The sequence below is a fragment of the Achromobacter spanius genome, from assembly GCF_002812705.1.
Lineage (GTDB): Bacteria > Pseudomonadota > Gammaproteobacteria > Burkholderiales > Burkholderiaceae_B > Achromobacter > Achromobacter spanius.
Map to the genome: position 1 here is coordinate 4,971,234 of NZ_CP025030.1, position 25,774 is coordinate 4,997,007.

General features: G+C 64.7%; 21 protein-coding genes. 12 read left to right on the plus strand and 9 right to left on the minus strand.

What is annotated here, in order from left to right; all coding sequences use genetic code 11:
• Nucleotides 1-39: 39 nt before the first annotated feature.
• The 3 genes from pbpC to clpS all read right to left on the minus strand — a co-directional run bounded on the left by pbpC (nt 40) and on the right by clpS (nt 7,954).
• A complete protein-coding gene (pbpC, locus tag CVS48_RS22405; protein WP_419191469.1) occupies nt 40-2,226 on the minus strand; it encodes a penicillin-binding protein 1C in 2,187 nt (728 codons plus the stop codon).
• Between the two features lie 29 nt (nt 2,227-2,255).
• A complete protein-coding gene (locus CVS48_RS22410) occupies nt 2,256-7,493 on the minus strand; it encodes an alpha-2-macroglobulin family protein (RefSeq protein WP_167401041.1) in 5,238 nt (1,745 codons plus the stop codon).
• 146 nt (nt 7,494-7,639) lie between these two features.
• Nucleotides 7,640-7,954, minus strand: coding sequence for an ATP-dependent Clp protease adapter ClpS (gene clpS, locus CVS48_RS22415; protein WP_006220276.1), 315 nt, complete (start codon nt 7,952-7,954; stop codon nt 7,640-7,642).
• Nucleotides 7,955-8,183: 229 nt separating this feature from the next.
• Between clpS and CVS48_RS22420 the strand changes: the two genes are divergently transcribed.
• A complete protein-coding gene (locus CVS48_RS22420; protein WP_006220277.1) occupies nt 8,184-8,429 on the plus strand; it encodes a cold-shock protein in 246 nt (81 codons plus the stop codon).
• A 91-nt stretch (nt 8,430-8,520) separates the two neighbouring features.
• Nucleotides 8,521-9,033 carry a DUF192 domain-containing protein gene (locus CVS48_RS22425; RefSeq protein WP_100856361.1) on the plus strand — a complete coding sequence of 171 codons (513 nt, stop codon included), beginning with the start codon at nt 8,521-8,523 and terminating at the stop codon, nt 9,031-9,033.
• Between the two features lie 111 nt (nt 9,034-9,144).
• On the opposite strand, the gene pcaF is transcribed toward CVS48_RS22425, so the two are convergent.
• The 5 genes from pcaF to xseA all read right to left on the minus strand — a co-directional run bounded on the left by pcaF (nt 9,145) and on the right by xseA (nt 16,044).
• Nucleotides 9,145-10,350 carry a 3-oxoadipyl-CoA thiolase gene (pcaF, locus tag CVS48_RS22430; RefSeq protein WP_100856362.1) on the minus strand — a complete coding sequence of 402 codons (1,206 nt, stop codon included), beginning with the start codon at nt 10,348-10,350 and terminating at the stop codon, nt 9,145-9,147.
• A 157-nt stretch (nt 10,351-10,507) separates the two neighbouring features.
• A complete protein-coding gene (locus CVS48_RS22435) occupies nt 10,508-11,944 on the minus strand; it encodes a chloride channel protein (RefSeq protein ID WP_100856363.1) in 1,437 nt (478 codons plus the stop codon).
• Nucleotides 11,945-12,022: 78 nt separating this feature from the next.
• On the minus strand, nt 12,023-13,645 hold the full coding sequence (locus CVS48_RS22440) for a methyl-accepting chemotaxis protein (RefSeq protein ID WP_242001190.1): 1,623 nt from the start codon (nt 13,643-13,645) through the stop codon (nt 12,023-12,025).
• A 286-nt stretch (nt 13,646-13,931) separates the two neighbouring features.
• On the minus strand, nt 13,932-14,510 hold the full coding sequence (gene sodB / locus CVS48_RS22445) for a superoxide dismutase [Fe] (protein ID WP_050445200.1): 579 nt from the start codon (nt 14,508-14,510) through the stop codon (nt 13,932-13,934).
• Between the two features lie 166 nt (nt 14,511-14,676).
• Entirely contained in the window at nt 14,677-16,044 is a 1,368-nt protein-coding gene (gene xseA / locus CVS48_RS22450) for an exodeoxyribonuclease VII large subunit (protein ID WP_100856364.1), read from the minus strand.
• Nucleotides 16,045-16,394: 350 nt separating this feature from the next.
• On the opposite strand from xseA, the gene CVS48_RS22455 reads away from it, so the two are divergent.
• From CVS48_RS22455 to rpsT, 10 genes are all read left to right on the plus strand, one after another.
• Entirely contained in the window at nt 16,395-17,018 is a 624-nt protein-coding gene (locus tag CVS48_RS22455) for a MotA/TolQ/ExbB proton channel family protein (protein WP_100856365.1), read from the plus strand.
• A complete protein-coding gene (locus tag CVS48_RS22460) occupies nt 17,015-17,428 on the plus strand; it encodes an ExbD/TolR family protein (RefSeq protein ID WP_100856366.1) in 414 nt (137 codons plus the stop codon). The genes CVS48_RS22455 and CVS48_RS22460 overlap by 4 nt, the downstream gene beginning before the upstream one ends.
• The gene (lpxK, locus tag CVS48_RS22465) at nt 17,425-18,471 is read left to right on the plus strand and encodes a tetraacyldisaccharide 4'-kinase (RefSeq protein WP_100856367.1); all 1,047 of its coding nucleotides are present in this window, start codon (nt 17,425-17,427) and stop codon (nt 18,469-18,471) included. Before CVS48_RS22460 ends, lpxK begins: the two co-directional genes overlap by 4 nt.
• A 96-nt stretch (nt 18,472-18,567) precedes the next feature.
• Nucleotides 18,568-18,747: a Trm112 family protein gene (locus CVS48_RS22470; protein WP_100857804.1), complete on the plus strand. Its 180-nt coding sequence runs from the start codon at nt 18,568-18,570 to the stop codon at nt 18,745-18,747.
• A 10-nt stretch (nt 18,748-18,757) separates the two neighbouring features.
• Entirely contained in the window at nt 18,758-19,522 is a 765-nt protein-coding gene (kdsB, locus tag CVS48_RS22475; protein WP_100856368.1) for a 3-deoxy-manno-octulosonate cytidylyltransferase, read from the plus strand.
• A 90-nt stretch (nt 19,523-19,612) separates the two neighbouring features.
• A complete protein-coding gene (gene adk, locus CVS48_RS22480) occupies nt 19,613-20,269 on the plus strand; it encodes an adenylate kinase (RefSeq protein WP_100856369.1) in 657 nt (218 codons plus the stop codon).
• 134 nt (nt 20,270-20,403) lie between these two features.
• A complete protein-coding gene (locus CVS48_RS22485) occupies nt 20,404-21,162 on the plus strand; it encodes a 3-hydroxyacyl-CoA dehydrogenase (protein ID WP_100856370.1) in 759 nt (252 codons plus the stop codon).
• A 183-nt stretch (nt 21,163-21,345) separates the two neighbouring features.
• A complete protein-coding gene (gene murJ / locus CVS48_RS22490) occupies nt 21,346-22,905 on the plus strand; it encodes a murein biosynthesis integral membrane protein MurJ (RefSeq protein WP_100856371.1) in 1,560 nt (519 codons plus the stop codon).
• A gap of 192 nt (nt 22,906-23,097) precedes the next feature.
• Complete coding sequence (locus CVS48_RS22495; protein WP_100856372.1) at nt 23,098-24,069, plus strand: FecR domain-containing protein; 972 nt, start codon at nt 23,098-23,100, stop codon at nt 24,067-24,069.
• 305 nt (nt 24,070-24,374) lie between these two features.
• Nucleotides 24,375-24,638: a 30S ribosomal protein S20 gene (rpsT, locus tag CVS48_RS22500; protein ID WP_025135824.1), complete on the plus strand. Its 264-nt coding sequence runs from the start codon at nt 24,375-24,377 to the stop codon at nt 24,636-24,638.
• A 120-nt stretch (nt 24,639-24,758) separates the two neighbouring features.
• Here the strand turns inward: rpsT and CVS48_RS22505 are convergent, their stop codons facing one another.
• Nucleotides 24,759-25,682: a LysR family transcriptional regulator gene (locus CVS48_RS22505; RefSeq protein ID WP_100856373.1), complete on the minus strand. Its 924-nt coding sequence runs from the start codon at nt 25,680-25,682 to the stop codon at nt 24,759-24,761.
• Nucleotides 25,683-25,774 lie beyond the last annotated feature (92 nt).

Consider the following 25,774-nt stretch of genomic DNA (forward strand, 5'->3'; position numbering starts at 1 on the left):
ATCGAAGCGGTCAAATACACGATTCATATTCTATGCCGATCATGGCGTAACGCCAGCGATTTCAAAAACCACTCTATCGTGGCGGCCTTGTGCGTCCATGACGGTAAGCGTATACCGGCCGTCTTGCGCCAGCACTAATTTAAACGGATGACTCGACGCGCCATGATTCACCACGCGCCCGTCAAGCATCCACCATACTTCGCCTTCGGCGCCCTGCACATCCACATCCAGCGCCACTTGCCGGCTGCCCGGCACGGGCCGAAGCACCGAACCGGTGGCCACGCCACCCACGCGCAAAGGCCCCTGCGTGGCGTCGGCATAACCGGCAAATGACGGCGGCGCCGTGTCGTTCAGCAGCCACGCCGCGCGCTGCTCGGGGCATTCCCCCGACGGCACGCTGCCCAGCCGATAACCCAGTGGCCAACACGTGACCGCCGCCTGCACCGTTTCGGGCCGGCTACGGACCTGCTGCGCGCCTTCCGGCAACGCGGCCACAATATCTTGCAGTAATGGCGCCGCCACATTCGCCCCGAAAAAACCGGGGTTCGGCGTGCCATCCGGACGGCCGACCCAGACGCCTAACGTCCATCGGTCGGTCACCCCGATTGCCCAGGCGTCCCGGAATCCGAAACTGGTTCCGGTCTTCCAGGCCAGCCGCCGGGCCGGACTGCCCGACTGGTAAAAAGGCCGGTCGGGATGCCCGCCGCCTTCGAGGATATCGCGAACGATCCAGGCGGCTCCAGGGCTCATCATACGGGACTCGATTCGAGGTTGCTCCGCCCGAAGGCGGGGCCGTCCCGAGACGCCGTCGCGGGCCAAAGCCCGATAAGCGCCCACCAGTTCTTCCAATGTGGTGCCACCCCCGCCCAAAATCAAGCTTAAATTTGGGACTGCCCCGTCCGGCAAACGTAACCGGACGCCGCCGGTCAGCATAACCGACGCAAAACTCGCCGGGCCGACGCGGTCCAACAGGTCTACCGCCGGCACATTCAACGACCGTTGCAATGCTTGCGCGACGCTGACAGGGCCCGAAAACGCTGCTTGAAAATTACCCGGAGCGTAGCCGCCAAACGACAGCGGCGCGTCGATCAGCAGGCTTTCGGAATGAATCAGCCCTTCGTCCAGCGCCTGCGCATACAGAAACGGTTTCAGAGTAGAACCCGGCGAGCGCACGCCGCGCACCATATCCACGTGGGCGTAACGGGTATCGTCGGAAAAATCGGCGGAGCCCGCGTAGGCCTTGACCTCCAGCGTATCGTTATCCATCACCAGCACCGCCATGGACACCTTGGGCGGCAGGCTGTCCACGCGGTCCAGCAACATTTGTTCCACCGACGCCTGCATATCGGCATCCAGCGTGGATGGAACCAAGGGCGGCCGTTGCCCCGCACGGCGCGCGGTCGGCGTGGCGCCCGCTTCCTGCAACAGGCGCTGCGCGGCCAGCGGCGCCAGCCAGCGCGCGCGCAGTGGCGGCGCGATCACGTTTTCGATCTTGGCGTCGGCCACATCGGCCGGAGCCCAGCGGCCCAGTTCGGCCATGCGGTCCAGCACCTTGTCGCGCGCGGCCTGGGCCGCCTCGGGATGGCGATCGGGACGCAGGCGCGACGGCGCTTGCGGCAAGGCGGTCAGCATGGCGGCTTCGGCGGGGCCGAGATCGCGCGCGGACTTGCCCAGCCAGAGCCGTGATCCCATCTCCACGCCTTCCACAATGCCCCCCATGGGCGCATGGGTCAGGTACATGGAAAGAATCTCGTCCTTGCTGTAGTGCATTTCCAGTTGCACCGCGCGCCAGGCTTGCCGCAATTTGGCGGACATGGAACGCGACGGCTTGCCGGCCAGTTGCGGGTCGATCAAGCGCGCGACCTGCATGGTCAATGTGGAGCCGCCCGACACGATGCGGCGGTTCGTGGCCCATTGCCAGCCGGCGCGCGCCATCGCCACGGGATTGACGCCGGGATGCCAGTAGAACCAGCGGTCCTCATATGTGAGCAAGGTGTCCAGATAGCGCGGCGAGACTTGGTCCGGCGTGACCGGATAGCGCCAGATGCCGTCACGGCTGGGGTAATTGCGCAGCGGCGTGCCGTCGGCGGCAACGATCACGGCGGCCCCGCCCGAGTCGATGGCGGGCAATGGAAACAGGCGGTCAAGCACGAATAACAACGCGGCCAGCGCAAATAGCACGCTGGCCGCGATGATGCCGCGCCGCCGCCAGCGGCGAGCGCGCATGGCGCCCGCCGTGGAGGAGGCGGCGGCGGTCAAGGACGCTTGGCGCCGCGATCGCGAATTTCGACCGTGCTCCACTGCTCACCCACGCCACGGATTTCCGGGCGGTACATATCTTCCGCCACGGTCGACGGCACCGCGTAGCGGCCCGGCGTCACGACGCGCACCAGATAGAACACGTCGACCTTGCCGCGGCCCAGGGACACCGCAGCCACGTAGCGGTCATCACGGAACTCACGATGCTTGATGTTGGAGTCGGCCATGGCTTCGGCCACGCGGCGTCCGCCGATCGTCCATTCCTGCATCTCGGGGCTTTGCGACAGGTTCAGGTTTTCTACTTCAAAACCCGCCGGCACGCGGTCCTCGATCAGCGCATCGGGAATGTTCTGGTTGGCGCTGGCTTGCACCCACACCACCAGCATGTCGCCGCTTTGCAGCGTGCCGCCATCCCACGGTTTGCCGTCCGGACGATACCAGCCACGCTTGAGCTGGATCACGTCGTTGCGCGGCTTGGGCGCAACCGTCGGGCTGCCCTGGATGTCGTACTCCAGGAACAGGGACTGCGCGCCGGTGTTGACGATCTGCGTGTTGGCAAGGTCAGCCGCCGACAAGCCCACCGTCTGGTCGCTCTTGCCGCCGTCCAGCGGCTTGCGCACGCCATTGACGGTCAGCGCGGCTTCCCACGGCGTGCCCTTGTCGCCACCGATGGCGCGTGCCGCCATCAACAGCGCCATGCGTTCCTGCGTGGACAGGTACGAACGGTTGCCCAGGCGCGAAGTCAGCTGCGTCAGCAGATTTTCCAGGCGCTCGTGCTTCAGCCCGTACTGGTTGGCCAGCGCGTACGACAAGGCGTAGTCGCGCACGCTGCTGCCATAGTCGCCCAGCCATTCGTCGTAGTAGCCGTTGTAATTGCGACGCGGGAAACCGTATTCGCGCGTCATCGCCGCGTCCAGCGCGGACTTCATGCGCCCTTCGTCGCCCATCAGCTTGAATGCAGCCGCCAACTGGATCAGGGGCAGCGGCGAACGCGCGCGCTCTTGATAGTTGTCGAACAGTTGGCGCACCGTCGACAGCGGCGCCTTCTTGTCGCGGGCCAAGGCCAGCACGGCGGTCGACAAGCCGGCAAAGCGGCGATGGTCTTCGCGCAGGATGTTGGCGTCGCTGCCGTCGATGCGGCCGGCTTCAACGTTGCGGCGCAGGTTCACCGACCACGTGCCGAAGGTGTTGGACGTCTGCTGCACTTGCTCCAGCAGCCATTGGCGCGAACGGTCGAGCGTGGCTTCGGGCACTTCAAAGCCTTGGTCGCGCGCGTCTTGCAGGAAGCCGACGGCATAGGCCGTCAGCCACACATCGCGCGAGCTGGAACCGCTCCAGAGGTTGTAAGAACCCACCGCATTGCGCATGCCGGACAAGCGGCCGATGGCGCCGGACACCTGGGCGGCGCGCTCCACCTGCGAGTGCGGCTTCAGGCCGAACTGCTTGGCCACGGCGTCGTCGATCAACACCCACGGCAAGGCGCGGCTGATGGTCTGTTCGGCGCATCCGTACGGATACGCCAGCAGGCCTTCAACCAGCTTGTTCACGTTGAACGGCGGACGGTTCGACACCGTCAGGCTGACCAGCGCCGAATCCGGGTAATACGAAGACACCCACGCCGCTTGCGCCACGTTGGTTTCGCCCGGGTTCAGGCGCAGGCGACGAACCTGGCGCTCGCCCGCGTAGGCCGGTTGCACCTGCAGCACCGATTCGCGCACGATGTGCACGGGCTTGGCGCCGCCCTGCCCGTCGACGGTCAGGCGCATCAGGCCCAGGCCATACGAACCGGTCGTGGTCGCGTTAAAGCGCAAGGTGGTGCGCTGCTTGTCCTTCAGCGTCACCGTGCGCACGCCGTCGGTAATGGCGAGCGGGTCCAGCGCTTCCAGCTTGATGCTGATCTTTTGCTCGGCGCCGCTCAGGTTGGTCAGGTCCAGCGCAATGGCGGCCTGGTCACCCGGCGTGATGAAGCGCGGCGTATTCAGTTCGGCGACGACCGGCGCGGCCACCACCATTTCGGTGTCGGTGCTGCCGTAGTTGTCGGCCGTGAACGCCACGGCCATCAGGCGCAGGGTGCCGTTGAAGTCGGGCAGATCCAGCGGAATATCCGCTTCGCCCTGCGCGTTCAAGGTGACCGGACCCGAGAACAGGTCGACCAGCTTGACCTTCTTGGGCAGGCTCTTGCTGTCGCCGCGCATGGCGGCGTCACCGCCCCACTTCAGCTTGCCCTTGGTGCCCTCCATTTTCTCGATCAGCTTGCCGTACATGTCCAGCAGTTCGGGCGCGTAGCGGTGCTTGCCGAAGAAATAATCCAGCGGATCGGGCGTGGCGTATTGGTTGATGTTCAGAATGCCCACGTCCACCGCGGACAGCGTCACCGTGGCTTGCTTGCCCTGCGCGCCGTCGACCTTGACGCGCACGGTGGTCTTGGTTTCGGGCTCGGTCTTGGCGGCCGCGCTCAACTTCACATCCAGCTTGCGGTCGGCGCTGGCAATCGGCAGGAACGCCAGGCCCAGCGCACGAGCCGGCGTCACGCGGTCGCCTTCGCTACCCGGGCGGAACACGGCGGCAGCCACATACAGGTCGTGGCGCTTCCAATCCTTGCTGATCGGAATTTCAACTTCGGTGCCCGTCGCCTTCACGGCAACCCAGGTGGACCACAGCATGCGGTCGCCTTCTACCGTGACCAGCGCCTGGCCGTCGTGCGGCGGCGTCAGCGTGACCTTGACGGTGTCGCCCGGCTTGGCCGGCACGCCTTCCAGCTTCATCTGCACGCGGTCGGGGCGGTTGCCCATCGCGTCGGCGTCCTGTGCGTTCCAGCCCGCATAGAAGCGGTAGCGCATCGTTTCGCCCGTTTCCGGGTCGGTGATTTCAAGGCGGTAACGACCCCACTTGACCGGCACGGTCAGTTGCGCGCGGTCGTTCAAGGCGATTTCGCGCGAGTCCACCAGTTCTTCGGTTTCGGTATAGCCGCTGTTCCAGCCGCGCTGGTCGTCAAAGCGCCAATAGTATTGGCGCTCTTCGCGGAACAAGCGCATCTGGGCCTGGGCCAGCGGAACGATCTCGCCTTGGGCATTGGCACGGATGACTTCAAACGCGGCGGGTGCGCGTTCGCGCGCCACATCGCTGTCAAACTGCGGACGCACGGCAATCAGTTTGTCGGCGGGCCAGACGCTGCGCTCAATGGAACGAACCACCGGGCGGCCGCCCGATTCCAGCAGGCTGGCCGACACGCGCACCTTCATGGGCGAGTGCGTGCCTGCCACACTTGGATTCACGCTGATCCGGGCTGCGCCCTTGTCGTCCAGCGCCTCCTCGGGCAGTTCGCCGAACGTGCGACGTGTGTCATCGGCCACGTCGCCGAAGATGAAGCCCGGCCATTTCTGCGCCAAGGCAAAACGGTCGCGCTTGACCTGGAAGCTGGACAGCAGGCGGTTGCCGGCGGCAGGCGCGCCGTAGAGGTAATCGCCCTGCACATTGACGATCAGTTCCTCTTCCGGCGACAGCACCTCTTGATCAGAGGTCAACGCCATCTTCATGCGTTCAGGCAGGAATTCCTCGACCTGGAACTTCCACGACGCATCCGGCGTGCGCGAAGCGGGGTCCACGCGCAGTTCAAGCAGCCACGAACCCGTCTGGGCATCCAGCGGCAGGTCGATGGCGCGCTCAACATAGCCGACCAGATCTTTCTTGGGCTGCCACAGGGTAGTCTGCACCACACGGCCATCGGGGCGCTTGATCGTCGCCGTCAGCGGCGCGGGTGTCAGCATGCGGCCGTCCAGGTCGCGCGGCAGCACCGACACGTTGAAGGTCTCGCCCGGACGGTACAAATTGCGGCCGGCGTAGACGAACAGATTGTTGGGGCGCGACACATGGCCGCCCGTATCGAACTCAGACAGGTCCAGCGCCGGTTCGCCCAGGGCCAGCACGGTCATTTCCTTGTCGCGCGAGGCACGGATGACGCGCGCATTGGTGAAGCTGCCGTCAAAACGCACATGGCCCTGCGCATCGGCAGCGGCCTTGGCCAGCGTCTTGCCCGCGCCGTCCACCAGTTCGAATACGGCGCCCGAAATGGCCTGGCCCGACTTCAGCGACACGGAATAGGCTTCAACGCGGTCGCTGTAACGGCGCGCATGCAGGCCGATGTCGCTCACGTAGAAATAGGTAACCTGGTATTCGTAGCGGAAACGGCCCGGTTGGCTCATGACCGCGATATAGATGCCGGGCTCTTGCAGTTCCTTCACGCCTTCAACCGGCAGGAAGGTGACATGGCGGCGGTTCGGCTTGTCGTCGGTGATGAAACGGCCCTGATAGACGCTGGTCGTCAGCGAATTCAGGCGGTCCAGATCCCAGTTGCTGACCGAGCCTTTCAGGCTGCGGTTGTCGGAATAGCGCCAGTTGTCCTCTTCGTCGTAGCCGGCTTCATCTTCGTCGGAGGCCGACGCGGTGTTGCGGCCAATGCCCAGCACCGTTTCAAACAATTCCGGCACACGGTCCGGGGCCACGCGCAGGAACTGCACGTCAACCTCGGGCACGTTCACGGTAGCCACCGGCAAACCGCCGTTCTGGCCGGCCGGCAGCACCACGCCGCGACTGGCGAAATAGAACGACGGCGGCATGGCCTGCGTATTCACTTCGCAGTTCGAGGTTTCAGCCAGCACGACCTTGTCACCCACGCCGGGCAAACCCGAACGCACCGTGATGGCGTATTTGCGCTGCGGCTGGATGTACGGGAAATACACCATGCGCGGGTTCTCGCCCACGATCCAACTGCCTTTCAGGATCTTGCCTTTGGGCGCGGAGTCGCCAGGCTTGACCGAGGCCGGCTGGTCGCCCGCATTGGCGGGGGTCTCGTTGTCTTCGTCAGCCTTGCCCGACGAGGCGCCCAGGTCGGTGACCTGGAGGAAATCATCCAGCTTGGCCTTGGCGTCCACCGGCTGGGTAAACGTGACCGAGAGCGACAGCGCATCGTTGAATTGGCGCGGCTGGCAGGTCAGCGCCGCGAAGGGGTCGGGTGCGCCCACCGTCGCGCTGGCACCCAATGCGGGCTTGCCGTCGCCAGCCGCAGCGGCCGGGGCTGCAGCTGGAGTTTGAGTCGCGGTGGAAACCGCCGGCGCCTGGACAGGAGCCGCGCCCTGCTTGTCCTTGCCGCCCATCCACCAGCCCACGCCGATGGCGCCCGCCAACACCACAACGCCGGCAACCGCCAGCCAGGTCTTGCTAACCTTTCCACTCACGGCAAACCCCTCCGCCTACTCGAATACAACGCTCCTTTGCGGCGGAGCTGCCGACCTGCTGCTCCGCGCGCTTCCCCACACGCGGATATTGCCGTGCCTTGCACAGCACAACGCCGCCTTCGAGGGCGGCGTCTTTATTCTGGGTATTAAACGGGTTCCATCACACATTGCAGCGGGTGCTGACGCGCCCGCGCATACTGTCCTACCTGGGCAATGCGGGTAGCCGCGAGGTCTCGGGGATACACCCCGCATACTCCGCGACCTTCGTGATGCACTTGCAGCATGATCCGCGTTGCCTCTTCATGGTTTTTATTGAAGAATTTTTGCAGGACTTTCACGACGAATTCCATCGGCGTGTAGTCGTCATTCAGCAGCAGAACCTGATACATCGGAGGCGGCGCGGCGCGTGCCGGTGCCTTCTCGACGGCCAAATCATGCTGGGTATCCAAGGTAGAACTCATAGGGCGGCTATTCTATTTAAACTGGGGACGCCTAACGCGCAACTTACTTAAAATTACACGCAGAAATACGTAGTTTCCATACTTGACGACACGAAGAAAAGCGGCGCATTATCAGCGCATTCTGGGGTTTTCAACTCATCGAAAATCTGCCAGGAATTCGGAGGGGGGGGAACAGAGGTCTAGACCGCGATGCCCTTCTGTCAACATACGATTCAATGAGGCAGTCCGCATGTCTGATACGACCGCAACCGCCGTCCAAGGGGACAATCCCAAATCGACGGGTACCGTCAAGTGGTTCAACGATGCAAAGGGGTTTGGCTTCATTACGCCCGACGACGGCGGTGAAGATCTGTTCGCCCACTTTTCGTCCATACAGATGAATGGTTTTAAAACCCTGAAGGAAGGCCAGAAAGTGGCTTTCGAAATCATTCAGGGGCCTAAAGGCAAACAGGCGCTTAATATCACGGCTGCCTGAGTATCCCTTAAAGTGCAGCGGTAAGGCTGCACCATTATCCAGGCGGGGCTTTCGGGCCCCGCCTTGTTATTTTCTTTTTACTGCGCCAGTCATGCTGAAGAATGTGAAGTTATTGCCTGTCAACCCTACGTTGTTCAAGACAGCGTTCTTTAAACCAGCATTTCTGAAAGCACTGTCGGCGGCACTGGCCGCCACGGCGCTTGCGCTGACCGCGGGCGCCCACGCGCAAACCGGTCCGCAACCGCCCTTGCCCACCACACAGCTTTCGGCGGGCATCCATATTATCCGCGCTGAAGTCGCCGATACCGACGCCACCCGCCAAAGCGGCCTGATGTTCCGCAAGGAACTCCAGGGTAACGACGGCATGCTGTTCGTGTTCGAGCGGCCGGACGTGCAGTGCTTCTGGATGCGCAACACGCTCTTGCCGCTCTCGATAGCCTTTATCGCCGACGACGGCACGATCGTCAATATCGACGACATGGCGCCCCAGACCGAAGACCCGCACTGCGCAAGAAAGCCGGTGCGCTATGCCCTGGAAATGGCCCAAGGCTGGTTCGACCAGCACGGCATCAAGGCCGGCCGGAAAGTCGACGGGCTGCCCTGATCGGCGGCCCCAGGGCGCCAGCGCCCCCTTCAGATACGGCAAGGGAGCCCCGCAGGGCTCCCTTTTCATTTCCGCCCCTGACAGAGCAGCGGAAAAAACAACACTTCAGGCTTAGACGCGCTCGATGATCAGCGCGATGCCCTGGCCCACGCCGATGCACATCGTGCACAGCGCGTAACGGCCGCCCGTGCGGTGCAGTTGGTTGATGGCCGTGGTGGCCAGACGCGCACCCGACGCACCCAAGGGGTGGCCCAGGGCGATCGCGCCGCCGTTGGGGTTCACGCGCGGGTCGTTGTCGGCAATGCCCAATTGACGCAGCACAGCCAGGCCTTGGGCGGCGAACGCTTCATTGAGTTCGATGACGTCCATCTGGTCCAGCGTCAGGCCGGTTTGCGCCAGCACTTTCAGCGTGGCGGGCGCCGGGCCGATACCCATGATGCGCGGCGCAACGCCGGCGGTGGCCATGCCGACCACGCGGGCGCGCGGCGTCAGGCCGTGGCGGGCCGCGGCCTTTTCATCGGCCAGCAGCAATGCGGCGGCGCCGTCGTTCACGCCCGACGCATTGCCGGCCGTGACGGTGCCGCCTTCGCGGACCACGCCCTTCAGCTTGGCCAGCGATTCCAGGCTGGTTTCACGCGGGTGTTCGTCTTTGGAGACGACGATGGGGTCGCCCTTTTTCTGGGCGATCGACACCGGCACGATTTCGGCGTCGAACACGCCTTCTTGCTGAGCGCGAGCCGTCTTTTGCTGGCTGGCCAGCGCGAACAGGTCTTGGTCTTCGCGGCTGATCTTGAAGTCGTCAGCGACGTTTTCGGCCGTTTCCGGCATGGAGTCCACGCCGTACTGGGCCTTCATCAGCTTGTTGACGAAGCGCCAGCCGATGGTCGTGTCGAAGATGGCGGCGCTGCGCGAGAACGCGCTGTCGGCCTTGCCCATGACGAAGGGAGCGCGGCTCATGCTTTCCACGCCGCCGGCCAGCATCAAACCGGCTTCGCCCGCGCGGATGGCGCGGGCGGCGGTGCCGATGGCGTCCAGGCCCGAACCGCACAGGCGGTTGACCGTGGCGCCGGGCACTTCGATGGGCAGGCCCGCCAGCAGCGTGGCCATGCGGGCCACGTTGCGGTTGTCTTCACCAGCCTGGTTCGCGCAGCCCATGATGGCGTCGTCCAGTTCTTCCCAGCGCACGCCGGGGTTGCGCGCAATCAGCGCCTTGATGGCAACGGCAGCCAGATCGTCGGGGCGCACGCTGGCCAACGCACCGCCGTAGCGGCCGAAGGGAGTGCGGATCGCATCACAAATAAAGGCATTCACGGTCATGGGAAGCTCGAAGTGAAGTGAAAAATTCGGGATCGGACGATCTTAGCGCACCGCATTTCGCGCCAAGTTGGTGCACAGTCGAGGTGTCCGCCACACGGACGGTGTCCGGTAGGTGTTCACCCTGATTGTGTGGCGCGGGCCGATCGGCCCAACGCCGTCAGGCTGACGGCGCCTTGGACGGCGCGGCGCCCGACTCGGCTTGCGCCGCGCCGGCTTGCGCCGCGCGGCCCGCTTCTACCAAGGCTTGCCGACGGAAACGCCCCGCCGCCAAATGGTAGAACGGTTGCGGGCAGAACTGGCGCGACACGCCAGAGGCCAGCAAAGACCCCACCAGCAACCAGAACAGCATCGGCTGGCTGCCCGTCATTTCCATCACCACCACGCTGGCCGTCAGCGGCGCCTGCGTGGCCGCCGCCAGGAAAGCCGCCATCGACACGAGCACCAGCACGCGCTGATCCACGCCCTCGCCCGCGAGCTCCCAGATGTGCTGGCCTATGCCGGCGCCGGTGGTCAGCGCGGGCGTGAAGATGCCGCCAGGAATGCCCGCCCAATACGACGCGACGGTAGCCGCCAACTTGGCCAGGCCGAAGCCGGCGGGCGCGGTGTCGTGGCCGGACAGCAGGTCGGCCGCCACGCCGTATCCCGTGCCGTAAACGCTGCCGGCCGTGCACAGGCCGATCACCGCCAGCACCAGGCCCATGATGAAGGCCGTCCAGATGGGATGCGCGCGGATCCAGGCGCGCCAGGCGGCCGGCGCGGCGCCGGATGCGCCTTTGCCCAGCAGCCGCGCGAAGATGCCGCCCAGCGCGCCATTGATGGCGCCGCAAATGACGATCCACATCACCATGCCATGGGCCAGCGGCGCCCCGCCGAACACGCCGAAGTACGGGTTGTTGCCCTGCACCGCCACCACCAGGAAGCCGGCGGCCAGCACGCCGATCAGCACCAGGCGCTGCCAGCGCAGCACGGTGCCGCGGCCCAGCTCTTCGATGGCAAAGATGACACCGGCAAGCGGCGCATTGAAGGCGGCAGCCAGCCCGCCCGCCGCGCCGGCGGCGATCAGTTCATTGGAATGGAAGCCGCGCAACTGCACGCCACGACGCTTCCAGAAGTCGCCCCATGCCAGCATGAGCGCGGCGCCCACCTGCACCGACGGGCCTTCGCGCCCGATCGACGCGCCGGCCAGCATGCCGAAGAACGACAGCGGAATCTTCCATAGCGTTTGCGCCAGCGACACCAGGCTGCTTTGGCTGGGGCCGGGAGGCAAGGACAGCGCGCCGATGACTTGTGGAATGCCGCTGCCCGCCGCGTTCGGCGCAAAGCGCAGCGTCAGCCAACGCAGCGCGGCCAGGCTGAATGGCAGCACCAGCAAGGCAAGCCAGCCGTTGTGGCCCACCCATTCGCGGTTCCAGTCCAGCGCCTTGTCGGCCAGATACGCAAACCCCAGCGACATCATTGCGACCAGGCCCGCACCACCCAGCAGCAGCGCCATTTGCAGGCTCTTGCGCGACAAGCGGTTGATCTGGCGCACCTTGCGCCGCATCAGGCGGCGGGCGGCGGTGGTGGTCCGGCGAAAAGGTTCGGTCAGGCTCATGGGCTGCTGGCGTGCGGCGCAAAGTGAGTAACCTTACCACTCTCACCTGACCGGCAGCCCACAAGTGTCAGCAGAAAGTCACACCGCCGGAAGCAGTCGAGCTTGCGCGGTGCGCGCCGAGCCCGCGCTCGAACCCGCGCTCGCTTCGACCTTGAAGCGGCGCACTTCCTGTGCCAGGCGGCCGGCCTGCTCCTGCATGCTGGCGGCCGCTGCCGCCGCCTCTTCGACCAGCGCGGCGTTCTGCTGCGTCACGGAGTCCATCTGCGACACGGCCTGGTTGACCTGGCCAATACCCGCCGATTGCTCTTCCGACGCGCTGGCGATGTCGCGCACCAACACCGCCACCTGACGCACGCTGTCGACCACTTCGCGCATGGTGCGGCCGGCTTCGTCGACCTGCCGCGTGCCGCCTTCGACTCGCGCGGCCGACTCATCGATCAATGCCTTGATCTCCTTGGCGGCCACCGCCGAACGCTGCGCCAAGGTGCGCACTTCACCCGCCACCACGGCAAAGCCCCGGCCTTGCTCGCCCGCGCGCGCCGCTTCCACGGCGGCGTTGAGCGCCAGGATGTTGGTCTGGAACGCAATACCGTCGATCACACCCGTGATATCGGCAATGCGACGCGAACTATCCGAGATCGCGCTCATGGTCTGGACCACGCCATCCACCACTTCACCGCCACGCACCGCCACGGTGGACGCATGCGTCACCAGGCGGTCGGCCTCGGTGGCGTTGTTGGCGTTTTGCTGCACGGTGCTGGTCAGTTCTTCCATCGACGCCGCGGTTTCTTCCAGCGACGAGGCCTGTTCTTCGGTGCGTTGCGACAGGTCGGAGTTGCCTTGCGCAATTTGCGACGACGCCGACGCGATGCTTTCACAGCCGTCGCGCACGTCCGCCACGATGCGAGCCAGGCTTTCGTTCATGGCCTTCAGCGCGGCCATCAGCTCGCCCGTTTCGTCGCGCGTGGCAACCTGGATGTTGGTGGTCAGGTCGCCCGCGGCCACCTGGCGCGCGGCCTTCACGGCTTGCTCCAGCGGACGCACGATGCCGCGCGTCACCAGCCAGCCCAGCAACATGCCGACCACCACGCCGGCCACGGCCAGGATGATCATCACCGCGCGCACGGTGTTGTACAGGTTCGTGGCCACATCGACGGATTGCGCGGTGGCCTTTTCCTTGCCCACGGCCAGGTCGGTCATCAGGTCGTCAAGCTTTTGCGACGAGGTGATGACGCGCTTTTCGATCTCGGCAACGCGCGGATCCGTCTGCGTCAGCGACTGCGATTTCGCGGCCGCGAAGAACGCTTCCGACTCACGCTTCCAGACCTGCTCGGTCTCGACGAACTGCGCCAGCAGGCGTTTGCCCTCTTCTTCGTGGAAATTCTTCGCTGCCTTGTCGCGCAGCACGTCCAGATTCTTGACGGCCTCGTCGAACTGCTTCTTCAAGGCTTCACGATCCTGCTCGGTGCTGGCGGCCAGATAGCCGCTGCGGGCACGACCCGCGTAGATCAGGTGCAGATTGGATTCTTTCAGATCCGAGATGCCACGCAGTTCGGTGTCGTACAAGCGGTCATTCAATTCGTTGATGCGAGACAGCCCCCAAACCCCAAAAGCCCCGATCGCACCGCCAATTACCGCCACGAGCAAAAACGCGCCCGACAGGCGCGCCCCAATGCGCAAGCCTGAAAATAAGCGAAACATGCTTCCCTTCCCTGTAGTTACCCCGGTTGTAAGCGGGCATGCCGCAATCCGTTGGCCCCGTGGTTCAGCCCCCCGACCGTTCGCAACAATAGAGGCAGGAAACCCTAGGGATAACCCTAGATAAAAGCATGTTTCGTCGTCATTTCCCTGGAATGAAATCGACAATCGACAGGGTTTTGTAAGCTGAATTTTTCCTGAATTGGAATAAAAAAACCCCTTGGCGATGCGCAAGGGGTTTTTTGGTGCAAGCCAGCAGCGTGGAAGCCGAGGCTTGTTTCTTTACCGATCAGGCGAAGTTCTTGGCGGCGAACTCCCAGTTCACCAGGGCCCAGAAGTTTTCCAGATACTTGGGACGCGCGTTGCGGTAGTCGATGTAGTACGCGTGTTCCCAGACATCACAGGTGAGCAGCGGCGTGTCGGCCGTGGTCAGCGGGGTGGCGGCGTTGCTGGTGTTGACGATGTCGACCGAGCCGTCAGCCTTCTTGACCAGCCAGGTCCAGCCCGAACCGAAGTTGCCGGCTGCCGACTTGTTGAACGCTTCCTTGAAAGCGTCGAAGCTGCCCCACTTGGCGTTGATGGCGTCAGCCAGCTTGCCCGAGGGCGCGCCGCCGGCCTTGGGGGCCAGGCTGTTCCAGTAGAACGTGTGGTTCCAGATCTGAGCGGCGTTATTGAAAATGCCACCCGAGGACTTCTTCACGATGTCTTCCAGCGACAGCGTTTCGAATTCCGTACCCGGGATCAGGTTGTTCAGGTTCGTGACGTAAGTCTGGTGATGCTTGCCGTAGTGGAACTCCAGCGTTTCCTTGGAAATGTGCGGAGCCAGGGCGTCGAGTTCGTAAGGCAGGGGGGGAAGAGTATGTGCCATGTGTGGGTTCCTTCTGTTGAGTGCACGATCAAGCCGGTCAATTGTATCGGCAACTAATGAGGATACCGCGTTAACCCCGTGCCCGCGCGGGGTTAACGCGCCGCATCCACCAGAGCAATGGTCTGCGTTGGAATGTCATTGGCCGGCATGCCGCGCCAAGCAGGGCTTAACCGGCGTCGCGCGTCTTGCGGGTCTGCCGCACGTCGACCTGCGCGCCGCCTTGCGCAAAGCTCAGGTCCAGCGCCTGCCCGGCCTCCAGGGCGGCGGCGTCGTGCACGATGCGGCCGTCGGCGTCACGCGCAATGGCGTAGCCGCGCGCCAGGGTGTTGCCCGGATCCAGCGCGCGCAATTGCGCCGTGGCCGAGGCCAGGCGGTTGCGGCCCTGCACCAGCAGACGGGCATGCGCCTGCCCCAATTGACGCGCCGCGTTGGCCAGACGGTCGGTCGCGCGGCGGGTGTCGGGCGCCCGGTGCGACAGACGCTGTGTCAGCAGATTGACACGCGCGGTACGGCGGTCTTGCGGGCCGGACCAGGCCGATGCCAAACGAAAGCGCAAGCTGTTCAAGCGTTCGCGCTGATGCTCCAGCCGTTGCGTGGGCGACACCAGTTGCCCCGCCGCACGGTCCAGGCGCTGCGCGGCACGCTCCAGGCGGCGTTGCTGGCCGCGCGCCATGACCTGGGCGGACTGCATGACCTGGCCCAGCAATTCAGAGCGCGGCACGCAGGCAAGTTCCGCCGCGGCGGTGGGCGTCGGGGCGCGCACGTCCGCCACGAAGTCCACGATGGTGAAGTCGGTTTCGTGACCCACGCCGCTGATCACCGGAATCTCGCTGACCGCCACCTGGCGCGCCAGATCCTCGTCATTGAAACTCCAGAGATCTTCGATGCTGCCCCCGCCCCGCACCAGCAACAGCGTGTCCACCTCGGCACGCGCATTGGCAAGGCGTACCTGGGCAGCCAGGCGGCTGGCGGCGTCCGCCCCCTGAACTGGGGCCGGATAGATGATGACCGGCACCTGCGGCGCGCGGCGAGCCAGCGCCGACAGCACATCCCGCAACGCCGCTGCGTGCAGCGAGGTGATGACGCCGATCGCACGCGGCAGCCGGACGGGCTCGCGCTTGCGGGCCGGGTCGAAGAGGCCTTCGGAGGCCAGTTGCTCTTTCAGCCGCAGAAACGCTTCATACAGGTTGCCGAGTCCCGCGCGGCGCATGGCGTCGGCCTGCAACTGGTAGTCGCCCCGGGGCTCATAAAGGGAAACCCGGGCGCGGATTTCGACCTGGTCGCCCGCGCGCGGCACAAAACCCACCGCGCTGGCGCGGCTTCGGAACATGACAGTGCGTACGGAGGCTCGGCTGTCCTTGAGAGTGAAGTACCAATGCCCGGATGCCGCCTGCGTGAAGTTGGAAATCTCTCCGCGCACCCACAACGCCGGAATGCTGCGCTCCAGCAATTGCCCCACTGCTTGGTTTAGCTGGGCAACTGTCAGGATATCCCGCGTGAATGCGTTGTTTGTGACTGCAAATTCAATTGTCATGAGGCTTCCCGATGCGTATCTGTCCACAGGCCACGCGGAGCGGGCCGCAATGATACCGTTTCCAGCGAATTTTGCAGCGATCGCCCCGAAAGCCAATAAAATTGGCGCAAGCAATTGATTTATATAGAATTTTTTATAAATCCCCGCTGCGCGCTTTTGAAGCAAACAAGCGCAAGCCCTGTGCCCACAAGCGTTCCGGGGAAGTTTTGCACAGAATTATCCACAATTTCTGTGGATAATTCCGGGGGTTCCCCGCCTTGCCACAAACCCGCCGCGCCGTTACAGTTTCGGCTTGATCTGATTCCACGGCGCGAGCGCTTCGCTGCCCTGGCCCCCGGGAGTTGAACGCTTTGCTTTCCATTTTGCGCGAGGCCGGCTGGCCTATCTGGCCCCTGCTGGCGACATCCGTGCTGGGACTGGCGCTGATCTTCGAGCGCTTCTTCTCCCTGCGCCGCAGCCTGATCCTGCCCCGAGGGTTGAACGATCAGGTGGTGGACATGCTGCGCAACCGCCAAGACACCCCCGAAGCCGTCAACCGACTGGAACGCAATTCGCCGCTGGGCCGCGTGCTGGCCGAGGTGATGCGCCACCGCCATCTGCCGCGTGAAGAATTACGCAGCGTGGTCGAAGACACCGGGCGCGCCGTCGCGCATGACCTCAGCCGCTACATTCCCGCCATTGGCACCATTGCCGTCGTGGCCCCGCTGATGGGCCTGTTCGGCACCGTGGTCGGCATGATCGAAATTTTCGGCTCGTACACGCCAGGCGGTGGCGACCCCGCCCAACTGGCGCGCGGCATCTCGATTGCGCTTTACAACACCGGCTTCGGCATCCTGATCGCCATTCCCGCCATGATCGCGCATCGCTACCTGCGCAGCAGGGTCGACAACTACCTCAGCGTCATGGAGCAATCGGCCTCGCGGCTTGTCCGTGCCTTGTCGCCGACACCCCCCGTGCGCGAGGGGCGTTCATGAATTTCCGTGGTGCCCGTGGTGAACGCGACGAGCTGGACATCAACCTGATTCCGCTCATCGATGTGTTGCTGGTCATCCTGATCTTCCTGGCCGCCACCACGTCGTTCACGCGATTCACGCAGTTGCAGGTGACGTTGCCCCAGGCCTCGTCGGAACAGGACACGCCGCCCGCACTGGAAGTGGCGGTCAGCCAGGACGGGCGTTACGCGCTGAACGGCACACTTATCGACGTCTCCACACCGCCCGAAATCGCCGACGCGCTGCGCCAGGCCGCGGCGGGCAAACCCGATGCGCTGGTCATCATCAACGCCGACGCCCAGGCCACCCATCAATCCGTGATCAACATCATGGAAGCCGCCCGCCTGGCCGGCATTGGCCGCGTTAACTTCGCCGCCCAGACTTCACGGTGAGCACCCCGCGTTCGTCCCCCTCGCTGCTGGCGCGCCAGTGGCAGCACGGCGGCTGGCTGTCGGCCCTGCTGCTGCCCTTGTCCGCCCTGACGGCGTGGGCAGTCGCCAGAAAACGGGCCGCCTATGAGAGCGGCGCCAAGCCCAGCTACCGCGCCCCCGTGCCCGTCGTGGTGGTGGGCAACATCTATGTTGGCGGCACGGGCAAGACGCCCGTGGTGATTGCCACCGTGCAAGCGCTGCGCGCACGCGGGTTTACGCCAGGCGTGGTCAGCCGGGGCTACGGCGTGAAGATCGGCGCGCAGGCCCGAGTCGGCGTCGGCGCCTTGGAGCCCGCCCGCTTTGGCGACGAACCCGCACTGATTGCGCGCGCCACGGACGCCCCGGTGTCCGTACACCCCAAACGCGCGCTGGCGGCCCAGGCCTTGCTGCAAGCCCACCCCGAGGTGGACGTGATCGTCTCCGACGACGGCTTGCAACACCTGGCCCTGGCCCGCGATGTGGAAATCGTGGTGCAGGATGAGCGCGGCGTGGGCAACGGCCGGCTGCTGCCCGCCGGCCCCTTGCGCGAGCCCGCCAGCCGCTTGCGCGAGGTGGACGTCGTGGTCACCAACATCGGCACGCCCGACGGCCGCCCGGCCGACACGGGCAACGCCCGCCCCCGCCCGGTGCGCATGTGGCTGGAACCCGGCGACACCCGCAACATCGAAAGCGGCGCAACGCGCCCGCTGTCCGCCTATGCGGGGCAAGCGCGCATCGCGGCGGCGGCCGGCATCGGCAACCCGGAACGCTTTTTCACGACGCTGCGCGCGGCGGGCATCACGCTGGACGCGACGCTACCCTTGCCGGACCACCACGATTACGCCGATTCCCCCTTTCAGTCGATATCGGCGGACACCATCCTGGTCACGTCCAAGGACGCGATCAAGTGCGCCGCCTTGCACGATACGCGCCTGTGGGAAGTGCCGGTGCAGGCCGCTTTTTCAGACCCCCGGCTATTCGATTGGCTGGCGCAGGCGTTACGCCAAGCCGCCCGAACGCAGTAGTCCGGCGCGTCTGCGCGGGATTCCGCTACGCCAAAATCGGACTGGTCCCATGGCAAGCGAGTCTTGGCCGGCCCAAACTGTTTTAGAATCGCGGTCATGGAATCCCGACTTCTCGACATCCTCGTCTGCCCCTTGTGCAAGGGCCGCCTCGAACACGACCGGCAGCAAGCCGAACTGGTTTGCCGTGCCGACCGTCTGGCTTTCCCGATTCGTGACGGTATCCCCGTCATGCTGGAGTCGGAAGCCCGCGTCCTGGACGAAACCGTCTCATCCTGACCGCCGCACCGTGAGCTTCATTGCCCTGATTCCGGCGCGCGCCGCCTCGACCCGCCTGCCCGACAAACCGCTTGCCGACATCGCCGGCAAGCCGATGGTCGTGCGTACCGCCGACCGCGCCGCGCTTTCGGGCGCGTCGCAACTGTTCATCGCCACCGACGACGTCCGCGTCCAGGCGGCCGTGCAGGCGCATGGCCTGACCGCCCTGATGACACGCGGCGACCACCCCACGGGCACCGACCGGCTGGCCGAAGCGGTGGAACAGTTGGGCCTGCCCGATGACGCCATTGTGGTGAACGTGCAGGGCGACGAACCGCTGATCGAACCGGAACTCATCGACGCCGTCGCCGCCAAGCTGCTGGCATGCCCCGAGGCGGATATCGCCACCTGCGCCTGCCCGCTGGCCGACGCCGAGGCGCTGTTCAACCCGAATGTGGTGAAGCTGGTGTGCACCGCGGATGACCGCGCCATGTACTTCTCGCGCGCGCCTATTCCCTGGGCCCGCGACGCGCTCGCCGGTGGCGAACGGGTCTTGGCCGACGGCCTGCCCGCGTGGCATCACATTGGCCTTTACGCCTACCGCGTGTCGTTTCTGCGCCGTTTCCCGACGCTGCCGCAAGGCATGCTGGAACGGTTCGAGTCCTTGGAACAGCTACGCGCCATGGAACATGGCCATCAAATCGTCGTACACCGTACGTTCGACCCTCCCGCGGCAGGCGTAGATACCCCGGCCGATCTGGAGCGCGTGCGGCAGTTCTACAGCAAACAGATGTAAGGGTTATTCCCATGGCGCAGCCCCGCATTGGCTGCTGCGTTGCGGCATAATTCCCCGGATCACAAAAAATAAACCCCATCAGGAGCACTCATGCGTCTCATCTTGCTCGGACCTCCCGGCGCCGGCAAAGGCACCCAGGCCGCGTTTCTCACCCAACACTTCGGCATTCCTCAAATCTCCACCGGCGACATGCTGCGAGCCGCGGTGAAGGCAGGCACGCCCTTGGGTATTGAAGCCAAAAAGGTCATGGATGCCGGCGGTCTGGTTTCCGACGAGATCATCATCGGCCTGGTCCAAGACCGCCTGAAGCAGCCCGACTGCGCCGGCGGCTACCTGTTCGACGGCTTTCCCCGCACCATTCCGCAAGCCGACGCGCTGAAAAGCGCCGGCGTCAAGCTGGACTACGTGGTGGAAATCGAAGTGCCCGAAGAAGACATCATCGAACGCATGAGCGGGCGCCGCGTGCACCAGCCCAGCGGCCGCAGCTACCACGTGCGCTTCAACCCGCCCAAGGTCGAAGGCCGCGACGACCTCACCGGCGAAGAACTGATCCAGCGCGACGATGACCGCGAGGAAACGGTGCGCCATCGCCTGTCCGTCTATCGCGAACAGACCCGTCCCCTGGTTGATTACTACTCGACCTGGGCGCAGCAAAACGCCGCCGAGGCCCCCAAGTACCGCAAGATCTCGGGCGTGGGCGCCGTCGACGAAATCAAGTCGCGCCTGTTCGAAGCCGTCAAAAGCTGATTGGCGCTTTGATGGCCCAAAGGCCTTCGGCGCCGGCTGGACGCATAGCGCTCCGGCATCGGCCCGAAGGCCTTGTCGCATTCGGCGCCTGCCGCGCCGCTTTCATCCCCTTGAATTGAACTGGTGGTAGAGACATGGAAATCGCGAACAAGGTATTCATCGTTACGGGTGGCGCGTCCGGATTGGGCGCGGGCACCGTGCGCATGCTGGTCGAAAACGGCGCCAAGGTCGTCATTGCCGACGTGCAGGACGAACCCGGCCAAGCCCTGGCCAAGGAATTGGGCCAGCGCTACGTGCATTGCGACGTCACCCAGGAGGCCGATGGCAAGAGCGCCGTGGCTGCCGCGCAAGAGCTGGGCGCCCTGTTTGGCCTGATCAACTGCGCGGGCGTCGCGCCCGCCGCGAAGATCGTGGGCAAGAACGGCGCGCATCCGCTGGATCTGTTCCAGAAGGTCGTGTCGATCAACCTGATCGGCAGCTTCAACATGATGCGCCTGGCCGCCGAAGCCATGAGCGCCAACACGCCCGAGCCCACCGGCGAACGCGGCGTCATGATCAACACCGCATCGGTTGCTGCATTCGACGGCCAGATCGGCCAGGCGGCCTACGCCGCGTCGAAGGCCGGCGTGGCCGGCATGACCCTGCCGATCGCCCGCGACCTGGCCAAGACCGGCATCCGCTGCATGACCATCGCCCCGGGCATTTTCGGCACGCCGATGATCTTCGGCATGCCCCAGGAAGTGCAGGATTCGCTGGCCGCCAGCATCCCCTTCCCCGCCCGCCTGGGCCGCCCGGAAGACTACGCCAAGCTGGTCCACAGCATCGTCACGAACGATATGTTGAACGGCGAAACGATTCGTCTTGACGGCGCCATCCGCATGCCGCCGAAGTAAATGCCCCCACGCCGCGCATGCTTCGCACGCTTGCTGCCCCCCGAGGGGGCGCTTTTCCCCTTGGGGCGGCCCGGCGGGGAAAAGGCATTCTTGCGGAGTTCGGCGACTGACAGCACACTCTCCCTTTCAACAGGCATTGTGTTTGCAGGGCCAGCGGGCCCTTTTTTTGCGTAGTACCCATCCATGAGCCTGTTTCGTTCGGCGGCCACTGTCAGCAGCTTCACCCTGCTGTCCCGCATTTCCGGCCTGATCCGCGACATCCTCGTCGCCCGCGCGTTTGGCGCCGGTCCCATCACTGACGCCTTCTGGGTCGCATTCCGCATTCCAAACCTGCTGCGGCGCCTGTTCGCCGAAGGCGCGTTCGCGCAGGCGTTCGTGCCCATTCTGGGCGCCGCGCGCAATCAGCGGTCGGAAGAAGAGGTCCGCATCCTGCTGGACCGCGTGGCGCTGCTGCTGACCGCCGCGTTGATGCTGATCACCTTGATCGGCATCGTGGCCGCGCCCTGGGTCGTGTCGGCCATGGCCAGCGGTCTGCGCGGCGCCGCGCGCGATACCGAATTCGGGGCCGCCGTCTGGATGACGCGGATGATGTTTCCCTACATCTTCTGCATGTCCCTGATTGCCTTCGCCTCGGGCGTGCTCAACACCTGGCGCCGTTTCGCCGTGCCGGCCTTCACGCCGGTGCTGCTGAACCTGTCGATGATCGCCGCCTGCATCTGGCTGGCCCCGCGCATGGATGTTCCCGTCTATGCGCTGGCGATCGGCGTGATGATCGGCGGCGTGGCGCAACTGGCCGTACAGTGGGTCGCCCTGGCGCGATTGGGCCTGACCCCACGCTTTTCGCTGCGCTTTCGCCAGGCCTGGGCCGACCCCACCGTGCAGCGCATCCTGAAGCAGATGGCGCCCGCCACGCTAGGCGTGTCTGTGGCGCAGATTTCCTTGCTGATCAACACCAACATCGCCACGTGGCTGACGCCGGGCAGCGTGACCTGGCTGTCTTTTGCCGACCGGCTGATGGAATTCCCCACCGCGTTGCTGGGTGTCGCATTGGGCACGGTGCTGTTGCCCAGCCTGTCGGCCGCCCACGCCCGCGACGACCAGGGCGGCTACAGCGCCCTGCTGGACTGGGGCCTGCGCCTGGTGCTGCTGCTGGGCCTGCCCGCCGCGGTGGGCATGGCGCTGCTGTCGGACGGCCTGGTTGCCACGCTGTTCCATTACGGTGCGTTCGCCGCCGACGACGTGCTGCAAACCCGCCTGGCCGTGATTTCCTACTCGGCCGGCTTGATCGGCCTGCTGGCAGTGAAGATCCTGGCCCCCGGTTTCTACGCCAAGCAAGACATCCGCACCCCGGTCAAGATCGCCATCGGCGTGCTGATTTTGACGCAGTTGATGAATCTGGTGCTGGTGCCGCTGATGGCCCACGCGGGTTTGGCGCTGGCCATCGGGCTGGGCGCCTGCCTGAACGCGCTGGCCCTGCTGATCGGGCTGCGCCGCCGCGGCGTATATCAGCCCGGTCCGGGCTGGATGGTCTTTGCGCTGCGCCTGCTGCCCGCGCTGGCGGCGCTGGCAGCCCTGCTCTGGTACGCCGACGGCAAGATCGACTGGATCGGCTTGCAGGCACATGCAGGCTTGCGCGCGGCCTGGCTGGGCGGCGTCCTGGCAACCAGCGGCGTGGTCTACTTCGGAATGTTGTTACTCTTTGGGTTCCGACTTAAAGACTTTGGCCGTCGTCCAAAAGCCTGATTTCATCCGTGCGGACGACATTCCCACCAAAAAGCCGGCTTCCCGCCGGCTTTTTGCATTAGATTCGTCAAGAATTGCCAAGCAGCCGGTAATCTTTGGTAAAAAACCTTTATTATTTACAAATTGCCATCGAAAGGATTCCCGCCGATTTGCGTGCGGGAAGATGAAGTGAAGTACGCCCAAGGACAACCCATGGCGGACCAGGTGATCAATTGGTTGCTCTTGCTGCGCTCAGGCAAGGCAACCGCGCAGGACTACAACGACTTCCTGGCGTGGCGCGCGGCTGACCCTCTCCACGAGAATGCCTGGCAGCAACTGACCGGCACGCTCGCAGGGTCCACGTTCGGACGCCTTGGTGACGCCTACCCCGCAGCGGATTACGCCACCGGAGCCGCGCCTGCCGCGCCGTCGCTGATCCTTCCGCCCCCGGCCATCGTGCCGCCCCGCCGCCGTTTTCTGACCGGCGCGTTGGCGCTCGCCAGTACGGGTGCGTGCGCGGCCTACGTCGGCAACGCCTTCTACCCGCTCAGTAATGTGGCCGCGGACGCCGCCACGGCAACCGGCGAACGCCGCCGCTACCTGCTTTCGGACGGCAGCCAACTGCTGCTGGACGCCCGCAGCCGGGTCGATCTGGACTTCACTCCCGCCTACCGCCAGGTCCGTTTGCTGGACGGCGCCGTGACGGTGTCGGTGGCGCCGGACGCGCGCCGCCCCTTCCTGGTACAGACGGCGGAAGGCACCGTACGCGCGCTTGGCACCCGCTACATGGTGCGCCAGCAGGCACAGCGCACGGTGGTGGTGGTGCATGAGCACGAAGTCGAGGTCGAAACCATGGCCGGCGCCCACGGTACCGTCCGTGCCGGCACCGGCGCCCGGTTCGATGTATCCCGCATGGACATCCCGCGCGCCGAACTGATGGCCGAAGCGGCGTGGGAATCCGGCTGGGTCGACGCCCGAGGCCGCCCGTTGGCGGAAGTGATCGCCGCGCTGCGCCCTTACCGCACGGGCACGCTGCGTGTGTCCATGGCTGCCGGCGGTTTGCCCGTGTCCGGGCATTTTCCGCTGGACGACACCAATGCCGCGCTCGACGCGCTGCAAGAGATGATGCCCATCAACGTGCGGCGTTTTACGCCCTGGTTCGTGTCCATCAACGTCGCCACCTGACAACGCTACGCCGCGCGCCTGTGCCTCGGGCTCGCTTCGTTGTATACTCGGTACCGTATTTTTATCCAGTAGGCGCCGCGGGTTTTCCTCAAGGCTTTGGTTCCAGGCTTTAGCAGGGGATTATCCGAAAGGGTTCTCTAGCTATAGCTCTTTAGCTAGAACTCTTTAGCCCAGGGACTTTTCTTCCCCAGCGCCCCCCGCCCGGTTGACGGGCGCTCCATCGACAGATCTGACATTAAAAGCTTGCAATCCCACAGGGACTTGCTAAAATGTTGGACTTTGCCGAATTCAACTTATATAGCAACATGGCCAATACCGCCCAAGCCCGCAAGCGCGCTCGCCAATCCGTTGAGCGCAACAAGCACAATTCCAGCCTGCGCTCGATGCTGCGCACCGCCATCAAGCGCGTTCGCCAATCTATCGCCGCTGGCGACAAAGCTGCGGCTGGCGACGTGTTCCAGAAGGCCTCGAGCGTGATCGATCGCGTGGCTGACAAGAACATCATCCACAAGAACAAGGCTGCTCGCCACAAGAGCCGCCTGGCTGCCGCCATCAAGGCGCTGGCCTAAGATTCTGCCGCCCCGCTTTTTGGGGCGTCATGAATACGGCAAATGAAGAAGGATGCCCCCGGGCATCCTTTTTTGTTGCCTGCTTGATTTGAAAACGGTCTATTCAAAAACGCATGTCGCTCAAGGCGAGCCCGCATACGTATCCGCCAGCCTGGCCTTGATGGCATTGGCGGCATCGGATAACGATGCCATGAACCCACCCACCAACGGATTGGCCGGACGATGCTCCGGAAAGACCGCGTTGACGCGGAACGGCAATGAGCGACGCAACGGCCGGATGTGCAAGCCGCGACCCGCAAAATCCAATGCCGTCAGCGGGTTCACAATAGCCAGGCCCAGCCCTAGCCGCACGAACGTGCAAACCGACACCGCAGTCGGCGTTTCCACGATGGAGCGTCGCAATACCCCCGCTTCCGCAAACGCTTCGTCGATCTGTATCCGATAGGGATCGTTGGCCGACAGGCTGACAAAAGCGTGCCCTTCGAAATCCGCCAGATCGATTTCCGCGCGCGCCAGCAGCGGATGCCCGTCAGGCAGCACGCACACCTCATCCACCTGCAACAGCAGACTCAGCCGCGTGCCCGCCGGGGCGGCGTCGTGTTCCGTCAGGCCCAGATCGTAGCGCTGGGCCGTCAGCCACTCTTCCAGAAACGGCGATTCCTGCGTCTCCACCGACAGACTTACCCCCGGATGCTGGCCATGAAAACGCCGGAATGCGTCGGGCAGGATGGAATGCGAAAAGGCGGGCAAGGCGATCACCTGCAATTGCCCGCCCCGGAACTCGCGCAGGCGCGCCGCGGCCGACGCCACGCGCTCCAGGCCCGCATAGGACTGCCGGATCTCGTCGTATAGCGCCAGGGCGGGCATGGTGGGTCGCAGGCGGCCGTGTACGCGCTCGAACAGCGCAAAGCCAATGCCCTGCTCCATGCGGGCCAGTTCGCGGCTGATCGTGGGCTGCGAGGTGCTCAAGAGCTCGGCGGCCCGAGTCACGCTGCCGGCGATCATCACCGCCCGGAACACTTCGATATGCCGATGTGTCAGCATGCCCCGCCCCATATCAGGAGTGAATGGATCTTCAACATATAAGCATTTTACTGGATGCCTTGAAACCGGCATCATTCCGCCTGCTTTCAACT

Coding starts and splice junctions, on each gene's coding strand:
- CVS48_RS22505 (WP_100856373.1), bottom strand. CDS start 25,682: ATGCTGACACATCGGCATATCGAAGTGTTCCGGGCGGTGATGATCGCC.
- pbpC (WP_419191469.1), bottom strand. CDS start 2,226: ATGCGCGCTCGCCGCTGGCGGCGGCGCGGCATCATCGCGGCCAGCGTG.
- sodB (WP_050445200.1), bottom strand. CDS start 14,510: ATGGCACATACTCTTCCCCCCCTGCCTTACGAACTCGACGCCCTGGCT.
- clpS (WP_006220276.1), bottom strand. CDS start 7,954: ATGAGTTCTACCTTGGATACCCAGCATGATTTGGCCGTCGAGAAGGCA.
- CVS48_RS22440 (WP_242001190.1), bottom strand. CDS start 13,645: ATGTTTCGCTTATTTTCAGGCTTGCGCATTGGGGCGCGCCTGTCGGGC.
- CVS48_RS22435 (WP_100856363.1), bottom strand. CDS start 11,944: ATGAGCCTGACCGAACCTTTTCGCCGGACCACCACCGCCGCCCGCCGC.
- adk (WP_100856369.1), top strand. CDS start 19,613: ATGCGTCTCATCTTGCTCGGACCTCCCGGCGCCGGCAAAGGCACCCAG.
- pcaF (WP_100856362.1), bottom strand. CDS start 10,350: ATGACCGTGAATGCCTTTATTTGTGATGCGATCCGCACTCCCTTCGGC.
- CVS48_RS22470 (WP_100857804.1), top strand. CDS start 18,568: ATGGAATCCCGACTTCTCGACATCCTCGTCTGCCCCTTGTGCAAGGGC.
- CVS48_RS22425 (WP_100856361.1), top strand. CDS start 8,521: ATGCTGAAGAATGTGAAGTTATTGCCTGTCAACCCTACGTTGTTCAAG.
- rpsT (WP_025135824.1), top strand. CDS start 24,375: ATGGCCAATACCGCCCAAGCCCGCAAGCGCGCTCGCCAATCCGTTGAG.
- CVS48_RS22420 (WP_006220277.1), top strand. CDS start 8,184: ATGTCTGATACGACCGCAACCGCCGTCCAAGGGGACAATCCCAAATCG.
- CVS48_RS22485 (WP_100856370.1), top strand. CDS start 20,404: ATGGAAATCGCGAACAAGGTATTCATCGTTACGGGTGGCGCGTCCGGA.
- CVS48_RS22495 (WP_100856372.1), top strand. CDS start 23,098: ATGGCGGACCAGGTGATCAATTGGTTGCTCTTGCTGCGCTCAGGCAAG.
- CVS48_RS22460 (WP_100856366.1), top strand. CDS start 17,015: ATGAATTTCCGTGGTGCCCGTGGTGAACGCGACGAGCTGGACATCAAC.
- xseA (WP_100856364.1), bottom strand. CDS start 16,044: ATGACAATTGAATTTGCAGTCACAAACAACGCATTCACGCGGGATATC.
- murJ (WP_100856371.1), top strand. CDS start 21,346: ATGAGCCTGTTTCGTTCGGCGGCCACTGTCAGCAGCTTCACCCTGCTG.